The organism is Candidatus Tisiphia endosymbiont of Nemotelus uliginosus (assembly GCF_964264755.1).
Lineage (GTDB): Bacteria > Pseudomonadota > Alphaproteobacteria > Rickettsiales > Rickettsiaceae > Tisiphia.
In genome coordinates this window covers 473,619-491,842 of the sequence record NZ_OZ183481.1, presented here as the reverse complement: position 1 = coordinate 491,842, position 18,224 = coordinate 473,619, and the positions used below count along the sequence as shown (strand labels likewise).

General features: G+C 33.0%; 18 protein-coding genes and 1 tRNA gene. 14 read left to right on the top strand and 5 right to left on the bottom strand.

Going from position 1 to position 18,224, the window contains the following annotated elements:
* Positions 1-167: 167 nt before the first annotated feature.
* Entirely contained in the window at positions 168-1,610 is a 1,443-nt protein-coding gene (locus tag ACFELW_RS02500) for an IS4 family transposase (protein ID WP_375329996.1), read from the bottom strand.
* Between the two features lie 109 nt (positions 1,611-1,719).
* Between ACFELW_RS02500 and ACFELW_RS02495 the strand changes: the two genes are divergently transcribed.
* The 8 genes from ACFELW_RS02495 to ACFELW_RS02460 all read left to right on the top strand — a co-directional run bounded on the left by ACFELW_RS02495 (position 1,720) and on the right by ACFELW_RS02460 (position 9,141).
* Complete coding sequence (locus ACFELW_RS02495; RefSeq protein ID WP_375330333.1) at positions 1,720-2,430, top strand: B3/4 domain-containing protein; 711 nt, start codon at positions 1,720-1,722, stop codon at positions 2,428-2,430.
* Positions 2,431-2,682: 252 nt separating this feature from the next.
* Positions 2,683-4,596: a threonine--tRNA ligase gene (gene thrS, locus ACFELW_RS02490; RefSeq protein ID WP_375330332.1), complete on the top strand. Its 1,914-nt coding sequence runs from the start codon at positions 2,683-2,685 to the stop codon at positions 4,594-4,596.
* Positions 4,597-4,961: 365 nt separating this feature from the next.
* On the top strand, positions 4,962-5,504 hold the full coding sequence (gene infC, locus ACFELW_RS02485) for a translation initiation factor IF-3 (RefSeq protein ID WP_341749426.1): 543 nt from the start codon (positions 4,962-4,964) through the stop codon (positions 5,502-5,504).
* Between the two features lie 14 nt (positions 5,505-5,518).
* Positions 5,519-6,760, top strand: a complete 1,242-nt coding sequence (locus tag ACFELW_RS02480; protein ID WP_375330331.1) for a pyruvate dehydrogenase complex dihydrolipoamide acetyltransferase — start codon at positions 5,519-5,521, stop codon at positions 6,758-6,760.
* Positions 6,761-6,817: 57 nt separating this feature from the next.
* A complete protein-coding gene (prfA, locus tag ACFELW_RS02475; RefSeq protein WP_094648936.1) occupies positions 6,818-7,885 on the top strand; it encodes a peptide chain release factor 1 in 1,068 nt (355 codons plus the stop codon).
* 397 nt (positions 7,886-8,282) lie between these two features.
* Positions 8,283-8,735: a mobile mystery protein A gene (locus tag ACFELW_RS02470; protein ID WP_375330330.1), complete on the top strand. Its 453-nt coding sequence runs from the start codon at positions 8,283-8,285 to the stop codon at positions 8,733-8,735.
* Between the two features lies 1 nt (position 8,736).
* Positions 8,737-8,871: a hypothetical protein gene (locus ACFELW_RS02465; protein WP_341758938.1), complete on the top strand. Its 135-nt coding sequence runs from the start codon at positions 8,737-8,739 to the stop codon at positions 8,869-8,871.
* A gap of 51 nt (positions 8,872-8,922) precedes the next feature.
* Entirely contained in the window at positions 8,923-9,141 is a 219-nt protein-coding gene (locus ACFELW_RS02460; protein ID WP_341758939.1) for a hypothetical protein, read from the top strand.
* Between the two features lie 145 nt (positions 9,142-9,286).
* Here the strand turns inward: ACFELW_RS02460 and rsmI are convergent, their stop codons facing one another.
* Positions 9,287-10,141 carry a 16S rRNA (cytidine(1402)-2'-O)-methyltransferase gene (rsmI, locus tag ACFELW_RS02455; protein ID WP_375330329.1) on the bottom strand — a complete coding sequence of 285 codons (855 nt, stop codon included), beginning with the start codon at positions 10,139-10,141 and terminating at the stop codon, positions 9,287-9,289.
* 49 nt (positions 10,142-10,190) lie between these two features.
* Here rsmI and ACFELW_RS02450 point away from each other — a divergent pair, with 49 nt between their 5' ends.
* The 3 genes from ACFELW_RS02450 to ACFELW_RS02440 all read left to right on the top strand — a co-directional run bounded on the left by ACFELW_RS02450 (position 10,191) and on the right by ACFELW_RS02440 (position 13,118).
* Positions 10,191-11,333, top strand: coding sequence for a penicillin-binding protein activator (locus ACFELW_RS02450; protein WP_341758941.1), 1,143 nt, complete (start codon positions 10,191-10,193; stop codon positions 11,331-11,333).
* Positions 11,334-11,678: 345 nt separating this feature from the next.
* A complete protein-coding gene (locus ACFELW_RS02445; RefSeq protein WP_375330328.1) occupies positions 11,679-12,308 on the top strand; it encodes a lytic transglycosylase domain-containing protein in 630 nt (209 codons plus the stop codon).
* A 66-nt stretch (positions 12,309-12,374) separates the two neighbouring features.
* Positions 12,375-13,118 carry a methyltransferase domain-containing protein gene (locus ACFELW_RS02440; RefSeq protein ID WP_375330496.1) on the top strand — a complete coding sequence of 248 codons (744 nt, stop codon included), beginning with the start codon at positions 12,375-12,377 and terminating at the stop codon, positions 13,116-13,118.
* 96 nt (positions 13,119-13,214) lie between these two features.
* Here ACFELW_RS02440 and ACFELW_RS02435 read toward each other — a convergent pair whose 3' ends face one another.
* Together ACFELW_RS02435 and lnt are read right to left on the bottom strand one after the other, a co-directional pair.
* On the bottom strand, positions 13,215-14,090 hold the full coding sequence (locus ACFELW_RS02435; protein ID WP_375330327.1) for an Rpn family recombination-promoting nuclease/putative transposase: 876 nt from the start codon (positions 14,088-14,090) through the stop codon (positions 13,215-13,217).
* 165 nt (positions 14,091-14,255) lie between these two features.
* Positions 14,256-15,779, bottom strand: coding sequence for an apolipoprotein N-acyltransferase (gene lnt, locus ACFELW_RS02430; protein WP_375330326.1), 1,524 nt, complete (start codon positions 15,777-15,779; stop codon positions 14,256-14,258).
* A 112-nt stretch (positions 15,780-15,891) separates the two neighbouring features.
* Here lnt and ACFELW_RS02425 point away from each other — a divergent pair, with 112 nt between their 5' ends.
* Positions 15,892-16,689 (top strand): enoyl-ACP reductase, encoded by a 798-nt coding sequence (locus tag ACFELW_RS02425; RefSeq protein WP_375330325.1) that lies wholly within the window; start codon positions 15,892-15,894, stop codon positions 16,687-16,689.
* A gap of 72 nt (positions 16,690-16,761) precedes the next feature.
* On the opposite strand, the gene ACFELW_RS02420 is transcribed toward ACFELW_RS02425, so the two are convergent.
* Positions 16,762-16,838, bottom strand: a tRNA-Pro gene (locus ACFELW_RS02420).
* Between the two features lie 115 nt (positions 16,839-16,953).
* On the opposite strand from ACFELW_RS02420, the gene trmD reads away from it, so the two are divergent.
* Both trmD and rplS read left to right on the top strand, forming a co-directional pair.
* The gene (gene trmD, locus ACFELW_RS02415; RefSeq protein WP_375330324.1) at positions 16,954-17,664 is read left to right on the top strand and encodes a tRNA (guanosine(37)-N1)-methyltransferase TrmD; all 711 of its coding nucleotides are present in this window, start codon (positions 16,954-16,956) and stop codon (positions 17,662-17,664) included.
* 4 nt (positions 17,665-17,668) lie between these two features.
* Positions 17,669-18,094, top strand: a complete 426-nt coding sequence (gene rplS, locus ACFELW_RS02410; protein WP_341748589.1) for a 50S ribosomal protein L19 — start codon at positions 17,669-17,671, stop codon at positions 18,092-18,094.
* The last annotated feature ends 130 nt before the right edge of the window (positions 18,095-18,224 follow it).

The window sequence follows — 18,224 nt, the reverse complement described above, 5'->3', positions numbered from 1 at the left end:
CAGAAAAAAACAGGTCTTCAACCGTTCAGATATGCGGTTTATAGCATGTTTTCTTTTCTCCTTAGACTGACGCCTATGTACTATCACAAGCAGATGGAGCTATACCAACAATTGATGACAATTCATTGCTACTATAATTTTTATTCCCTAAGTTTAAATACTTACTTTTACCCACAATTTTGGGAGAGAAATATAGATAATATTTCGATACTTTCTGTAAGATTTTCGTAGCCCCTCCATAGTGTCATAGTTCCTGGTAATTTATCATTTTTTCTATTCATAAATCCTCCTAATTTACCAAGCCAGATAATAGCTTGTTTCATAGTTGGAGGTTCTTCAGGTATGGAAATAGTTTTATGCTCTCGAATATAAAGAGTTTGCCATTCTTGTGAAGTTAAAATCTTAGTACACACTTCTTGCGGATGAGATATTGCTACTTTTGATAAATATAAAATTTTAAATGCAATGATGCTTTTTATGGCAATTAATTTTTCTAGCCTTTCTTTTGTAGCTAAACGAGAATTTTCTATTTTACATCCAGATTTTAGAACTCTAAAATATTCTTCAATTCTCCATCTTAACTTATACCAATTTATCCTTTCAATCGCATCTTCAAAATTACTGACAGGAACATTAGTTAGCAAGAGCCAATCAATTGCTTCCACTCCTTTAGGGGGGACTTGTTCTTTAGCTCTTACAACATAGAGCACTACTTTATCACTGATTTTGTGTTCAGTATTTTTTGAACCATATAATGAAGGGGTTCTAATTGGTATTAAACCAGACATATATTTTATTTCAATATTTGCCATTCTTGCTGCTTCATTGTTCTTTTTTGGAACTTGAATTACTATTTCTTTCTTTGCTGATATCTGATTTATATGGGTTTGCAAATTTGTTTTTCCTCCCTCTGTAGAAATAAATTTTCTATTTTGTCTATTACGAACAATAAACAAACTACCCATTTCTTGACACGACCATAATAGTTCAAAGATATCTGCTTCTCTGTCACCAATAGTTATAACTTTAGTGTCTTTAGGTATAATATGCATAGTGTCCTTAAGTGCTGCTATCCACTTATAACTTTCTTTATCTTCAGTAGAAGAGATATATTTTCTTCTTGATTTTTCTTGTGCAGTTTCTTCACGTATAACACGAGTCCAACATTGTTGAGAAGATAATCCTAAAGGTAATCCTTCCATTGTAAACATCAAGGCACTATGCACAATCAGCCCCATTTTATGTTTTGTATAAGACTTTGAGACGCTACCGAGCCCTTTAGTTTTAATATGAGAATCAAAATCTAGGTATGTTGTATCCTGAACTGAAAATACAAACTCATTACCTTTAATCCTTTCTTGTGTTTCTTTATAATGTGAATAATAAATTCCCGCTGGATCAAATTTTTTATTGCTAAATAATCTATACGCTCCTTTAGCCTCTTTCCAACTTCTGCAACTTTGATTTATTGAACCAGAAGCTTTGCTTTCTATAAGTGAGCTAGTTTTAATAAGTCTTTTTATAAGCCTTTGATCTCCAAAGTTAACATGCCTAAATTCCCTTTCTAACCACTTATTACCTAAGTTGTAAGCATTAGATAACGCTTGCATATTCCTCATTCTTTCCCCTTCTTATATTTTAAGTATATAATTCAATATTAGTTTATACTTAATTTTATATTTGTGGGTAAAAGTAAGGTTTAAATATTGGAGATTTAATATGAAGAACGTTGTAGGAGAATTTAACAGACGAATATCTGTCAGTAAAGAATTGATAGAAGCTTCAGGAGGAATTCTAACGTTAGGAGTTGTCACAGCAAAGGTACAAGTAAGTCCATTAAACCAGAGCTTATGGGATTTATTACAAGATAGTGGAAAAAGTCAAAAAAAATATGATCCTAAAACAGTTAGTGATATTACCCCCATTAAAGCTTTACGCGATACTTATAAGAACTTAGGAGTAAAAGTTTCTAGTTATCAAGGGTCTAATGAAGCCTTATTAAAAAGAATTCTTTCAGATAAAGGATTATATCAAATTAATACTGTTGTAGACATAAATAATTATATTTCTATTACTTCACTACGATCTGTAGGCTCTTATGATTTATCTAAATTATCAGGAGATATTGAGTTTCGACCAGGAAAAACAGGAGAAACTTATATTGGTACTACAAAGAAAGCAATTAATCTTGAGCATTTACCTGTATTATGTGATCAGGATGGACCATTTGGAAGCCCAACATCCGATTCAAATAAAGCCCTAATTCATAACTCAACAACTGATCTTATTACAGTAATTTTTAGTTTTGATGGAGAACAGTTGTTAAAAGAACAAATGCATGAAATGACAAGGTTATTGACCCAATATGCTGGTGCTACTAATGTGCGTACTTACTCGATCAAAGATTTACCTCAAGAATTACTAGTATAAGATATCACTGATGTTGTAGAAACTGTAAAAACAGAGAAATAGTTAAAAGAAAGCACTGAGGAAGATAAAATGGTTGTAGGGACAACTAATATGATAATACAGTAGTAAGTCCAACAGATAATAGGTCTAATATCAATAACCTATTATGTTATGGTTAGCTATACGTCTGTTAGTGAGGAATTCATTAAAATTTAAGTTGAATATAAGCTATTAACAATATAATATGGGGATGTTGAAATTAGATAAGATACAATGATTACTATTACTTTTCCAGATGGAACACAAAAGCAATTTACAAAAAATATTACGGGGTTGGAGATAGCTAGTCAAATCTCTACTTCTCTAGCAAAAGATGCTTTGGTTATTGAGGTAAATAATGAGCTAAAGGACTTAAGCTTGCCGATAGAATTTGATTGTAATTTAAGAATTCTAACCTATAAAGATTCTAAATGCTTAGAGGTAATACGTCATGATGCTGCTCATATAACAGCGGAGGCAGTTAAAGAATTATTTCCCAATATCCAGGTAACTATAGGACCAGCTATTGAAAATGGCTTTTTTTATGATTTTGCTAAGGAGCAACCTTTTTCATCGGAAGATTTGCTGAAGATAGAAGCAAAAATGCATGAGATTGTTAAAAGAAATGAGAAAATCACTAGAGAAGTATGGAATCGTGATCAAGCTATAGAATTCTTTAAATCAATTGGTGAACATTATAAAGCTGAGATAATCTCGGAAATTCCGGACAATGAGGATATTACCTTATACCGGCAAGGTAATTTTATTGATCTTTGTCGTGGTCCGCATGCTCCATCAACTGGCTTCATTAAACATTTTAAATTAATGAAAGTGGCAGGAGCATATTGGCGAGGTAATAGTAAGAACCCTATGCTACAAAGAATCTACGGTACAGCTTGGGCAACAAAAGAGCAGTTGGACAATTATCTGTATATGCTTGAAGAGGCAGAGAAACGTGATCATAGAAAATTAGGGCGGGAACTTGATTTGTTCCATTTTCAGGAAGAAGCTCAAGGTATGGTATTTTGGCATGATAAGGGTTGGAACATATACCGCACTATCGAACAATATATTAGAAATAAAATTAGAAAAATGGGGTATATTGAGGTAAAAACTCCGGTACTTGTTGATAAAAGCTTGTGGGAATCTTCTGGACACTGGGAAAAATTTAGGGAAGATATGTTTGCTCTAAATCTTGCTGATGATAAAACGCTGGCTATGAAACCAATGAATTGTCCATGTCATGTACAGATTTTTAAGCAAGGTATCAAAAGTTATCGGGATTTACCATTGCGTATGTCTGAATTTGGTTTATGTCATAGAAACGAGGCATCTGGAGCACTGCATGGTTTGATGAGAGTAAAGGCTTTTAGGCAAGATGATGCCCATATTTTCTGTACCGAAGAGCAAATTAACAGTGAGACAGTAAAATTTTGTAGTCTTTTAACCGAGATTTATAAAGATTTTGGCTTTTCGGATATAAAAATTAAATTTTCAGATCGTCCTAAGGTAAGGGCTGGAAGTGATGAAGTTTGGGATAAAGCCGAAAATGCTCTAAAAAATGCCGTAAAAGAAGCCGGTTATTCTTACATATTAAACCCTGGTGATGGGGCATTTTATGGACCAAAACTAGATTTTTGTCTTAAAGATTCAATAGGTAGAGAATGGCAATGCGGTACTCTACAGGTTGATTTTGTCTTACCAGAACGTCTTGATGCCCACTATATTGCAGCAAACGGTGAGAAAAAGAGACCAGTAATGTTGCATAGGGCTGTAATTGGTTCTTTTGAACGATTCATTGGTATATTAATTGAAGAATATGCCGGACGATTCCCTCTATGGTTAGCTCCTGTACAAGTAGCTATTGCTACTATCACTAGTGATTTAAATGATTATGCACTTGAGGTGCATAAATTATTGGTTAGTGAAGGGGTAAGGTCAGATATTGATATTTCGCCTGAAAAGATTAATTATAAAATACGTTGTTTTTCTAATGATAAAGTGCCTATAATAGCTGTTGTTGGTAAACAGGAAATGGCAAATAATACTGTGACTATAAGACAACTCGGATCTGATCAACAAGAAATTATTTCTTTAGAAAATCTAGTAAAGCTTGTGAAAGATCAGAATACCCGCTATTTAACGTAAGTGGTATTTTGAATATAGCTAAATGTCATTGCGAGTCCACACTCCTTCATTGCGAGGAGCTGCAAAGTGGCAACGAAGCGATCCATAAAGGTAATTAGAAATGGATTGCTTCGTCGGCTCACGCCTTCTCGCAATGACGGTTGTGCTTGTAGTTTGTCATTGCGAGCGAACATATGTGAGCGAAGCAATCCATTCTTCATTAAGAAATAGATTACTTCAATGCTACTAAAGTAGCTTCTCGCAATGACAGTTGAGGTTTATGTACTCCTTGCAATGACGAGTTAACTAGAATGGGTTAGTTATATGCTCAAAATAATTTGAGTAATAATATAATTTTATTTAAACAATAATTATGGAGAAGTTTTATTTCTGGAGTTAAGAGCAGTAATTTTCCGAAGGCTAATAGGGAAATTAGGGCTAGTCAAGTTCGTTTAGTCGGTGAAAATGGTGAGATGCTTGGCATCGTCAGTATTAGGGAAGCTTTGGAGTATGCCGAAAAGGCTGCTTTAGATTTAGTAGAAATTTCACCAAATGCTGAACCTCCTGTCTGTAAGATATTGAATTTTGGTAAGTTTAAATATGATAGTAAAAAACGTATTCAAGATTCTAGGAAAAAACAAAGAATTATTGTCCTTAAAGAGATGAAGTTTAAGCCAAACATTAGTCAGGGTGATTTTGATGTGAAGCTTCGTAAAATCAAGGATTTTTTGAAGGAAGGTGACAAAGTAAAAATCTCCTTATGGTTCAAAGGTAGAGAGATTATCCATAACGATATTGGTATGAAGTTATTTGACCGTATATTGTTAGAACTAGAAGGTTTGGCTAAGATTGATTCTGCTCCTAAAATGGAGGGTAAACAGATAATTATGTTAGTCAGTCCTAATACCATAAAAATACCAACGAACTAATTAGAACTAATATTATGCCAATTAAGATTCTCATGCCTGCTCTATCCCCAACTATGACTGAAGGGAATGTTAGCAAATGGCTAAAAAAAGAAGGAGATAAGGTTGTTCCAGGGGATGTTATAGCAGAAATAGAGACAGATAAAGCTACTATGGAAGTGGAATCTGTAGATGAAGGGGTTCTTGCTAAAATAATTGTACCACAAGGTACAGAGAATGTAGCGGTCAACTCACTTATTGCTGTATTACTTGAAGAAGGTGAAGATATAAGCTTATTGGATAATTTTATAGCAAGTAGTGATAATGTTGCTAAATCATCTGAAAAGCCGGCAATAGTTGTAGAGGAAAGTAAATCAGTTAATTTAACTCCGGAAAACAAAACAATAAAAGATACTGCTAGAGTATATGCTTCACCTTTGGCTAGAAGATTAGCAGCTATTGATAATATTGATTTGTCAAATATTCAAGGTAGTGGACCACATGGTAGAATAATTAAAAAAGATGTATTATCCTACTTAGTGCAACCAACAAATAGTGGTAAGATTAGGGCGGTGAACAGAAATAACCAGGAGTACAGGTCTGTCCCCAATAACAATATTCGTAAAATCATCGCTAAACGTTTGCTTGAATCTAAACAAACCATTCCACATTTCTATCTCTCAATAGAATGTAATATGGATAAGTTGCTTGATATTAGAGAAGATATCAATAAATCGCTGATAGAAGAGAGTAATATTAAAATTTCTGTCAATGATTTTGTTATTTTAGCAGTAGCCAAAGCTCTAAAAATTGTACCGGAAGCAAATGCCAGTTGGGATGAATCTGATATTCGATATTATAATAACGTCGATGTATCAGTTGCTGTAGCAATCGATAACGGTCTTATAACACCTATCGTCAGAAATGCTGATCAAAAAGATTTGGTGACATTATCCCGCGAATTACAAACTCTTATAAAAAAAGCCCGGGATAATAAATTAACTCCTGAAGAATTTCAAGGGGGTGGTTTTTCCGTCTCTAACCTAGGTATGTACGGTATTAAGAGCTTTAATGCTATAATAAATCCACCACAAAGCTGTATCCTAGCAATAGGAGCAAGTTCAAAACGTCCAATAGTTGACAATGATCAGATAAAAATTGCTACTATGATGGATGTTAGCCTTTCTTCTGATCACAGAGTTGTTGATGGTGCTGTTGGAGCCAAATTTTTGACTTCATTCAAAAAATTTATAGAAAGCCCTGCATTGATGCTTATATAATTTCTGATTTGCATCTTATCTTCATCACAACTTAAAACTTAAATCATAGAATAAATTATGAGCTTTTCTGATAATCTAGTAAAAATCTTAAACAAATATGAAGAAATATCAAAAAAATTAAGCACTGGTATAGTCGGAGAAGAATTTATCAAAGCATCGAAGGAATATGCTGGACTAGAGCCAATTGTTCAAACAATTAATGAATATAATAATTCTATAGCCGAGTTACGCGATATCAAAGAAATGGCACAAGAGCCAAATTTAGACCATGATACGCAGTCGATGATATATGATGAAATACATCGTTTAGAAGCTCTGATGCCTAAACTAGAAAGGGCGGTAAAACTTTCTTTGTTACCAAAAGACGAAGCTGATACAAAAAATGCTATTATCGAGGTAAGAGCTGGTAGCGGTGGAGAAGAAGCGGCATTATTTGCAGCAACTTTATTTAATATGTATCACAGATACGCCGAATTAAAAAGCTGGCGTTTTGAAATATTATCAATCTCAGATACTGGTATTGGCGGATATAAAGAAGCATCAGCCCTGATTCAAGGACGCGATGTATTCTCTAAACTTAAATTCGAATCAGGCGTCCACCGAGTGCAAAGAGTCCCTGAGACTGAGTCAAGTGGGAGGATCCATACTTCGGCAGCTACCGTTGCTGTCTTGCCTGAAGCAGAAGATGTAGACGTTAAGATCGATGACAAAGATTTACGAATTGATACATATCGAGCATCGGGAGCAGGTGGACAACATGTCAATACCACAGAATCAGCGGTAAGAATTACCCATTTACCAACTGGTATTGTCGTTGCCTTACAAGACGAAAAATCACAGCATAAAAATAAAGCTAAGGCTATGAAAATTCTTCGTTCTAGGGTTTATGAAGCAGAGCGATATAAAAAAGATATGGAAAGAGCCGAAGTACGTAAAGGTCAAGTTGGTTCTGGTGATAGATCGGAAAGAATTCGTACCTATAACTTTCCGCAAGGCAGAGTATCTGATCATAGAATTAACCTAACTCTCTATAAAATAGAAGATGTCGTAAAAAATGGACAGTTAGACGAATTTATTGAAGCTTTAATATCAGCTGATGAGGCAAAAAAACTTTCAGAAGTTTAAATATACTCAAATGATTTGAGTATATTTAGCTTATCCGTATATTAGTGAGATCACTTAAGATATCCCAAACGTCATTGCGAGGAGTACATAAGACCCAACCATCATTGCGAGGAGGTGTAAGCCGACTAAGCAATCCATAAAAATTAATAATATGGACAATTGCTTCGTTGTCGCAAAGCTGCTCCTCACAATGACGCTTGGCGATTTTTTATTCATCATAGGAAAATAGTAAAAAAAATGTAGGGTACTATAAAGAAAAAGACCCAATCCATTAATCTACAAAACCCCTTTTGGAAAAAATATGTCCTTCTGATTGATTATAATTTACAATATATATATTGCATTTATTTGTATATTAAGTAATATATATATTGTAAATATTTATTGAATTATTTTTATGGATTGGAATATAAGGAAACTTACTTGTAAACAGTTAATGTATCAATTAACTTCTTTAAATGGCTTTATAACACCTCCAACAGGTTGGCTAAAAACGATACGTAAAGCAATTGGGATGAGTACTGCTCAATTAGCTAAAAAATGTGCTGTAAGCACACAGCGTATTTTACGCATAGAGCAGGATGAAATCCTTGGACGTACTACTTTAACCACATTAGAAAAAACAGCCGAGCAACTTGGATGTAGATTAGTATATGCTTTTGTACCAAAGAAGGATTTTTTAAAGATAATTGAAGAACAAGCTGAAAAAAAAGCTTTAGAAAAGTTAAATAGGATATCACATTCAATGGTACTTGAGGATCAGAAAGTAGTAAATAAAATGCAAAAAGACCAACTTGATTTATTAAAAGATCAGCTAATGAGAAAAAATATAAAATCTTTATGGGAATGAAATGCAGTTTGTTTATCCAATTGGGGCAACACCGCTTAATAATGATGAAATATACAATTTGATACCCAAACATTTGACTACCCAGAATGAATTAAATGAATGGGAACAATATAATATTGTAATAGGAGAAGAATGAGCATTTAAACATAAGAGAAACCAAATATTTTTAATAAAGTTTGCTCAAGATATGCATAAGAAAATGTTTAATAAAACTTGGACTTGGGCTGGCAAATTTAGACAGCATCAAACTAATATAGGAATAGAAAGCATCTATATAAGACAAGAATTAAAGATGTTATTTGATGACACAATTTATTTAATAGAAAATAAAACGTATGGAATAAGGGAAATAGCGGTTAGACTACATCATAGACTAGGCTCTGTGAACAAAATTTTAATTGTTTAGATTTTGAGTATTTTTAAGCGAAAATTAATAAGATTTTTGCCGGAATAGTTAGTTCTATTTCAAAAAAATCTTATAATTTGCAGCTAAAAAGAGTCGAAATCTAGTAATTTAAATTTTGTTCACAGAGCCTAACGGGTTAATATAATTAATCACTTGAACTCTTGAGCCTGTTAACTATAGCATATATTTCTTTCTTGCTGTAGCTTTTGCCAAAATTTTCATTAGCCGTATCTGTAATACTTTTGGCACTCCATCCTTTAGATAAGTACAAATGTATAAATTTTTCTAAGTCATCTGCTAGATTAGCTGCATTAGCATCTTCAGAAACACCGGAAATTAGCAATACTATTTCCCCTTTGATAATATTCTGTTTATAGAAATTTATAACGTTTTCTATTAATCCTGACTTTACTTCTTGGTGCAATTTAGTAAGTTCACGTGCTATACATATTTCTCTATTGCCAAAAACAGCAAGAGCAGTATGTAACGATTGCTCTATTCTGCTAGCAGTTTCAAAAAAAATCAAAGTTGCTTTTATGCTAGATAATTCTGTGAAAATCTTCTTTTTACCTTCAATGGTTTTTGGTAAGAATCCAGCAAATAAAAAACGATCTGACGGTAATCCAGAAATGGGTATAGCGGTAGTTAATGCAGAAACGCCAGGTATAACATCTATGTGATAATTAAGTTTTCTCAACTGCCTAACTAATTTATAACCAGGGTCAGAAATTAACGGTGTTCCAGCATCAGATATTAGGCTGACTATTGCTCCATTATCAATGAGCTTGCAGATAATCTCTCTTGACTGGTTATCACTATGATCATTATATACTTGTAACTTGGTCTTTATATTATGTTTTACTAGTAATTTTTTTGATATTCTGGTATCCTCGCACAGTATTACTGTAGAGTTTTTTAGTGCTTCTAAAGCCCGAAATGTTATATCATCTAAGTTACCAATAGGTGTTGAAACAATATATAGTCCTGGTTTAAAGATCATGATTTAACCCCAATTGCCAATTATCCCTAATTAAGATAAAGTAAGTATTATGAACAGTATAAAGCAAAAATTTTTAAATATCACCTTATCATTTATATGTCTTGTCTCTTTATTTTCTTGCCAATCTAATAAAGAGCCTATTGTTACTCCTACAACGAAAGAAGTTGTGCAAGAAACTCTAGAAGTGGCAATTTTAATGCCTCTAACGGGAGAAAATTCTACATTAGGTAGACAATATAACCAATTAATTAAAATGGGTCTAGAAGATGGTTTAAAAACTTATGTCCATGTCACTTCTTATGATGGCTCTAATGAGCAGCAGGTACTTGCTGCAATGGATAAAATATTAGCTCGTAAAACAAAAATTATTCTAGGGCCATTATATTCAAACCTTACTTCTCTAATTGCCAATAAAGCTAAAACGCATAACATTTTTATAATTACCATGTCTAATAATCCTGTATTGGCAGACCAGAAACTTTTGGTATTTGGGCATGCTCCATCAAAGCAGCTTACAAAAATAATTAATTACTTTGCAGATAATGATTATAAAAATTTTATTGCCCTGCTACCTTCAGGGCGTCATGCACAAACAACAAATCAACTTATTCAAAATATATTAATTCAGAAAAATTCTACCTTAGTGCGGAGTGAATTTTATGCTAATATACCAGAATCAATAGAAAAAGCGGTGTTAACTGTCTCAAATACTGTTGATAATTTAAATGAAATGGAGGATACAGAAACTAAACCTGTAATTTATCTGTCGGATGATGGTAAAAATCTAAATTTGCTTTTTGATAGTATTCATAAGCATAATTTAGATAAAAAAGCAATTATAATAGGCGATAACAGAATAAATATTGATTATTCTGAACCGGTGGATATTATCTTTACTGGTTCATTAAATATTGTAAATAGTAATATAATAGAGAGAGCTAAAAATATAGGCATTAATCATTTATCTTTCATGCACGCTGTGGCTTATGATTTAGGAAAAATAACATCAAAATATATAGATACTAACTTTACGGAAGAACGATTTTTAGCAGCGTTGAATAGTACAGCTCCATATATTGGTATATCAGGTAATATTCACTTTATCGATTCAATAGCCCAAAGAGAGTACGATATAATTAAGAAAGAAAATGGCTTGTATAGCACTATTTCAAAAAGTGCTGACGGCTTTTAATATAGTGTTGTTTATTGCTATACCGTAGGTTACTGTAAACGGCATAGATGTAAACTATAAGTGTTCATCATTCATTATTCAAATCTAATAGAATAGTATAAGAAACTAATGCAGGTGTAGAACCTAGCACCTGCATTATTTTCAGGTGCCAATATTCTTAAGTTATTTTAGTATATAACATTAAAAACCGAAGCATAACTTGTCTTGTAGAGAAATTTTTAATATACTACAAATATACTCAAATCATTTGAGTATACAAAATAAAATTACGTTTATACTATGTCTATTAGGTTAATATTAGCCCTATATTTGTTTTGCCTTTTTCCTTTATATTCATATGCTAATATGGATGCGGAAATTGCTGAATCACATAAATGTTCAAAGATGTTTCCTTACTTCGAAAAAATATACCAAATTCCTCCTGATATCCTACACTCAATAGCTTTAAAAGAATCTGGTAAAAAACATACTGTACATAAAATCATGGTGGTTTGGCCTTGGACTGTCAATGTTGAGGGGAAAGGGTATCATTTTAATACTAAAAAAGACGCGATAGCTTTTGTAAAAAATCAAATTATTCAAGGCAAAGAAAAGATGGATGTAGGATGTATGCAAATTAACCTAAGACACCATCCAGATGCTTTTAACTCCTTAAATCAAGCTTTTGATCCTGAGCAAAACGTTGCTTATGGTGCTAAATTTCTCAAAGCTAAATATGATCAGTTAGGTAGTTGGCACAAAGCCATCGCCTATTACCATTCAGCTACTCATGATCTTGGCTATAAATATAAACAAGATGTTATCAAGATTGCTAACAATATGGACTTGTATAAAAATTCTGTTAATATGTATAGTGGGAATTACCCTAATAATATCGCTACAACGACCCCAACAAATAAACGAAGACCTTCATTTGTAAGTAATATTAGGAAATATAAGAGTGGTATTATGGTAGCACTACCACGAGCTAGCTAGATTTAGGTAACAATTATATTTGATCGTGATAAGTTAAAATTTAACCGTGAAAAAGTGATTCATAATATCGCTAAATGTTGGTTTTTTCAACATGCAGCAGAAGATATTATTGAACGTTTGAGTATTATTGATAAAAAATTTCCCCATATTCTAGATTTAGGGGGGCGTACTGGTCAATTAACAAAACTATTAGTGCAGAACTATAACTATGCTATAATTGTAGTGACTAATGCATCTAATACTATGTTACAATCCTTTGAGCATAATCCAAAATTGCTGCTTGATGAAGAAAATTTACCTCTTGAAACAGCTAGTTTTGATCTAGTAACTTTTTCCTTAGGTTTACATTGGATCAATGATGTACAAAATTTTCTGTCACAAATAAAACGTATTTTAAAACCAGATGGTCTATTTATTGCTAATTTTATCGGTGGTAACAGCCTAAAGGAACTACGAATGAAATTTATCGAAGCTGAAATAGCAACAAATCGCCCTCACTTCCAACATGTTTCCCCTTTTATACATTTTGATCACGTCACACCTTTGTTACAACAAGCAGGATTTACAGAGATTATCGTTGATTATGAAAATATTCAGTTGAGCTATAACAGTCCTTTAGATTTTATTAGAGAGCTAAAGAATATTGGAGAATCTGGGGCATTACTGCAAAACCCTCATAACCTAATATCAAAGCAAATGCTTTCTATTCTAAGTAATACTACGTCGACTTTCACCGAACAAATTAATATAATTAGTTTCATTGCCTCTCCGACTAAGAATAGCATAAAAACTTGTTACCTCCTAAATTGACATTTATAGCTCAGTACACGACAAGAAGATTAAGGAGAGGATAACTGCCTAACCAATTGTCGATTTTTAGAGCAGTAACAGTTTGAAGATCGTAAGTCATTTTAGATTTTCTATTTGAGATTTACTTAACTTAGTGTATTTAATAATTTTTTCCATCAACTCATTGTTTAATAGCATTTCTTTTGCCATAGATATTCTTTCTTCCGCTCTACCTTCCTCTTTACATTCCGCTCTACCTTTATCCTCAAATTTCTTGATAGTATTAGCTTCGATACGCAGCCATTTGAGATGGCCTTCATAAGCCTCTCTTTCTTCATCAGTAAAGTTCATAACATTTAGCACTGTTAGAGCTTTTTTTAAGGCAATGTTGTCCAGTTCTTTAGGCAAATTATCTTTGTTAAGTAGGTCATGTCTTGTTAAAAAAGCTAACCACATATCTAGAGAGTCTTTTACTTTTTTCAGTATATCCGCTAATTCCTCATGAGAATTATCAGTAAACTTATTAAGCTCAATAGTATGTAATTCGAGGTCCTTGAAATATAACAAGCCACTATCTTTTTCGACTATATGGAAAACATTGTGATATTTATCTACTTTAGGAATAGAAGTAAAATTAAGTATATGAATACCAATGGCTTTGCTTAAGGTCGAATAGTCCTGAGCTACCTTTAATTGCTCAGTATATAATTTAGCCCAGTAATATAAAGCTCGCTTATCATAATCAGCTTCGTCGCTAATTTTAATCTCAATATTGAACCTTTTGCCATCAACAGATTTGGCTTTAACGTCTAATATTGACAGTTTATCATTCTTAAAATTTTTAGGGTTATATGGATTAAGCAGAGTTACATCTGACACTTGATCCTCTTGTCCAACGATAGAATTAATCAAAGATATCAGCAAATCCTTATTCTCTTCTACACCAAAGATCTTTTTGAAAGCTAAATCCACACGAGGAGTTATTTTGTCCATATATATGCTGCTATTAGTAGTTATTAGTACCTAAGAAACAGTATAGCACAAAAACTATAAAGCACTAAGTAATATAATGTGAAAAATAGACAATTGGTTAGGCGTTATCCACTCTTTTTTCCTCTCCTTAATCTTTTTGTCGGGTACTGAGCATTTATAGTCAATTCAGGGGAATTTGGGTCTAGGAACGATGGAGCGACGACGTCCCCAACTTCTCATCAATTGACTATAGCTAATTAAGATAAATATTATTGCTAATAAAGCACATATATCGCCATATTGGGAGTATAAAGTTTCATATTTCAGCTTATTTGGTAATAAACTATCTATATAACCTACTTCATTGAGAGTTCGTTGTTGAATAATTCTACCTACTGGGTCTATTACAGCCGATATACCATTATTAGCTGTTCTAAGCATAGGAAGACCGTTTTCTATACTACGCATACGACTAATTTGTAAATGTTGGTATGGACCAGAAGAGTTTCCATACCATGTATCATTAGTAACGTTAATAATCACATCTGAAAGTTTATTACTCGTTTGAACGAGATTTGGAAAGATTGCTTCATAACAAATAAGAGGTTTTATGGTTATAGCAGGTTGGTCAATACTAACCAATCGTTTGCTTCCTTCAGTATAATCTAATAACCCAGGGGTTAATTTCTTCAATGGTAATATCCATTTAAGAGGCATATACTCACCAAATGGCACTAAATGAGATTTATGATATTCAAATAATTTGTCCCCTTCTTTTGTTAAAGCGTATAAACTTGTATAAATTTCAAAATCATCTCCCTGTTTACCATTATTTGTTATACCACCAGTAATTAAAATTGCCTTTTTATTTTCTAGCATCTTTAATATTTTCCTTTTGATTGGTTTATAGTCATATGGTACTACCATAGCAGCTTCCGACCATATAATTAGGTCTACGTCACCTGGTTTTTCAGATAATGCAATATGAAGATTTAAATTTTTCCAAAATTCTTCAACGTTCCATTTAGCAATTTGTGGAATAGTTGGCTGAACTAATCGAACTTTTATATTTGAGAAATCGCTAGGATTGTTATGTAACCTTAATAAACCGTAGGAAGTTATTAGAGAAAATATTATTAATGAATTCACTAATAATATTTTTAATAGATTATATTGTTTAGTAAATAGGTGATAAAAACTAGTTGATATATATATTACAATAAAACTTAAACCATATATTCCTATAATACTAGAAGACTGGATGAGAGTATCGGAAAATGAAAAAGCGTATCCAAGTAAATTCCACGGCAATCCGGTAAATATCCATGATCTTACCCATTCAAAAAATACCCAATAAAGGCAAAATATAAACTGATATAAATTATTATTCTTCGCTAAAAATCCTAAACCGCAGGTTATAGCGATGAAACAAGCAAGAATAATTGGTAAACCAAATAACGCCAATGGTATCGCCCACCAAAATTCATCAATATAAACAGTGACCCCTATACTAATCCAGTACATATTGACTAAAAAATGCCCAAAACCAAATATAAAGCCTAATATAGAGGCTTCTTGCCAACTATTAGCAATTTGTACTTGATAACATAGTAGTGCCAAGAAAAATAACCCAGGTACGAAGAAAGTTGGAGCAAAAACTAAACCGCTAACCATACCTGAAATAAGTAGAAATATTTTGGATAAAAACATTAGTGCTATCTATTATTAGTGTTATACTTTGGTTATATTTTAAAAGTTATTTACAAAAATATACATAATGCTATTGTTTGAGCAAGGTCTAATTATAAAGTATGGAGAATATATGCAAATTGTGGGTTTACTTGATGGTAAAAAAGGACTAATTACAGGCGTCGCTAATAATTTGTCAATATCTTGGGCTATTGCTCAAATGACCAAAGAACATGGTGCTGACTTAGCCCTTACCTATCAAGGAGAAATGCTTGAAAAACGCGTTAAGCCCCTTGCTGAGGAAATTGGTTGTAATTTTGTTGCTCCATGTGATGTAACCGATGAACAGTCACTTGATAATTTGTTTAAACTTATTGAACAAAAATGGGGAAAGCTTGATTTTTTAGTTCATTCTATAGCTTTTTCTGATCGAAATGAATTAAAAGGTAGATATATAGATACCACATTACCTAATTTTCTTAATAGTATGAATATATCATGTTATTCTCTAACTGCTATGGCAAAGCGTGCAGAACCTTTGATGAAAGATGGTGGGAGTATCCTGACTCTAACTTATTATGGCTCCCAAAAGGTGGTTCGTAATTATAATGTGATGGGACTTGCTAAAGCTGCATTAGAATGCAGTGTAAGATATCTTGCAACTGATATGGGGTCAAATAACATCCGAGTGAATGCCATATCAGCTGGCCCTATTAAAACTCTAGCATCTAGTGGTATTAGTGATTTTAAAACTATGCTCACTTCCCATGAGGCTACTTCACCGTTACGCAGAAATATTTCGCCTAGTGATGTTGCAGGGTCTGCTTTATACCTGCTGAGTAGCTTATCATCAGGAGTTACCGGTGAGATACATTATGTAGATTGTGGGTTTAACACTATAATAGGAACTAATAATGGACTAATAGAATGAACCTACCCGATAATACAAGAAAAAAATAATATATAATAGCAAAAAAACTGAATACAGTCAGTCCATTATATATGGTCGGGGCAGAGAGATTTGAACTCCCGACCCTCTGGTCCCAAACCAGATGCGCTACCAGACTGCGCTATGCCCCGAATAAATGATAAAAATTAAACACTAGTACTAAGTAGATTGGTATTGTTTAATTATATAGACTATAATACAAGCCAAATCAATTTTTTTGTTTTAAAAATTCAGCATATTTATAAAATGTCTTCATTACATACCTCAATATTAACCATATTTCCAGAAATGTTTCCTGGATATTTACAATATTCCCTTGCAGGGCAAGCCTTAAAAAAAGGTATTTGGTCTTATAATGTGGTTAATATAAAAGATTTTGGGTTAACTAGACATAAAAATGTTGACGATGAAGCTTATGGCGGTGGTAGCGGACTGATAATGCGTCCGGATGTACTTGGTAGTTGTTTAGATAATGTTTTGTCTTCAAGTCCTAATACCCCAATATATTACCCATCACCAAGAGGAAAATTATTTAACCAAAATATTGCTCATCAAATTATACAAGAAAAACAAATAATAATTTTATGTGGACGATTTGAAGGGATTGACGAACGTATAATTGAAGAGTATAATGTTAGAGAAATTAGTATAGGGGATTATATTTTATCTGGTGGCGAGGTAGCAGCCCTTACTATTCTCGACTGTTTGATTAGACTACTTCCGAATGTATTAGCAAACCAAGATACATTGCAATCAGAGTCTTTTGAGAAAAATGGTGAGTTTGCTGGATTGCTTGAATGCCCTTTATATACGAGACCAGTAAAATGGAAAAACAGAGAAGTTCCAAGTGTTTTGTTGTCTGGTAATCATCAGTTAATTAGAGATTGGAAAAGTAATCAGTCTATGGAGATTACTAAAAAACGTAGACCAGATTTATTAAATTTTATAGGAGTTTAAAGCGATGAATATTATTGAGCAATTTGAACAACAGCAAATTGCAAAACTAACCGAAAATAAAGAAATCCCTGATTTTAAGGCGGGAGATACTGTAAAGGTCACTGTAAAGATAATTGACCGGACAGTCGAAAAAGATGGCAAGGAAAAATTGTTAGAAAGACTTCAAGCATATGAAGGCGTGGTAATTGCTAGAAGAAATAGTGGAGTTGCCTCTTCTTGCGTAGTTCGTAAGGTCAGTCATGGTGAAGGCGTAGAGAGACGATTTATGATTTTCTCACCGATGGTACATGCAATTGAAGTTGTAAAATATGGTGTAGTACGTCGTGCTAAACTCTATTACCTAAGAAACCTAAGTGGTAAAGCAGCTAGAATTAAAGAAAAACTTCAAGTAAACACTAAAAAAATAAATAAGAAAAAAGTTGTTGCTTAAGAAGGATACAGCTATCTCGCAAGGTGCATATACGTCTTTAGCAAGACCATGTAGTGGTTGTGGCAATCCATTTCTAATTACTTTCCTGGATTGCTTCGTCGGCTACGCCTTCTCGCAATGACTTTTAAGA

Coding starts and splice junctions, on each gene's coding strand:
- ACFELW_RS02465 (WP_341758938.1), top strand. CDS start 8,737: ATGCAGTTTGTTTATCCAATTGGGGCAACACCGCTTAATAATGATGAA.
- ACFELW_RS02500 (WP_375329996.1), bottom strand. CDS start 1,610: ATGCAAGCGTTATCTAATGCTTACAACTTAGGTAATAAGTGGTTAGAA.
- ACFELW_RS02460 (WP_341758939.1), top strand. CDS start 8,923: ATGCATAAGAAAATGTTTAATAAAACTTGGACTTGGGCTGGCAAATTT.
- trmD (WP_375330324.1), top strand. CDS start 16,954: ATGTCTTCATTACATACCTCAATATTAACCATATTTCCAGAAATGTTT.
- ACFELW_RS02450 (WP_341758941.1), top strand. CDS start 10,191: ATGAACAGTATAAAGCAAAAATTTTTAAATATCACCTTATCATTTATA.
- ACFELW_RS02470 (WP_375330330.1), top strand. CDS start 8,283: ATGGATTGGAATATAAGGAAACTTACTTGTAAACAGTTAATGTATCAA.
- thrS (WP_375330332.1), top strand. CDS start 2,683: ATGATTACTATTACTTTTCCAGATGGAACACAAAAGCAATTTACAAAA.
- ACFELW_RS02425 (WP_375330325.1), top strand. CDS start 15,892: ATGCAAATTGTGGGTTTACTTGATGGTAAAAAAGGACTAATTACAGGC.
- ACFELW_RS02495 (WP_375330333.1), top strand. CDS start 1,720: ATGAAGAACGTTGTAGGAGAATTTAACAGACGAATATCTGTCAGTAAA.
- ACFELW_RS02435 (WP_375330327.1), bottom strand. CDS start 14,090: ATGGACAAAATAACTCCTCGTGTGGATTTAGCTTTCAAAAAGATCTTT.
- ACFELW_RS02480 (WP_375330331.1), top strand. CDS start 5,519: ATGCCAATTAAGATTCTCATGCCTGCTCTATCCCCAACTATGACTGAA.
- rsmI (WP_375330329.1), bottom strand. CDS start 10,141: ATGATCTTTAAACCAGGACTATATATTGTTTCAACACCTATTGGTAAC.
- prfA (WP_094648936.1), top strand. CDS start 6,818: ATGAGCTTTTCTGATAATCTAGTAAAAATCTTAAACAAATATGAAGAA.
- lnt (WP_375330326.1), bottom strand. CDS start 15,779: ATGTTTTTATCCAAAATATTTCTACTTATTTCAGGTATGGTTAGCGGT.
- rplS (WP_341748589.1), top strand. CDS start 17,669: ATGAATATTATTGAGCAATTTGAACAACAGCAAATTGCAAAACTAACC.
- ACFELW_RS02445 (WP_375330328.1), top strand. CDS start 11,679: ATGGATGCGGAAATTGCTGAATCACATAAATGTTCAAAGATGTTTCCT.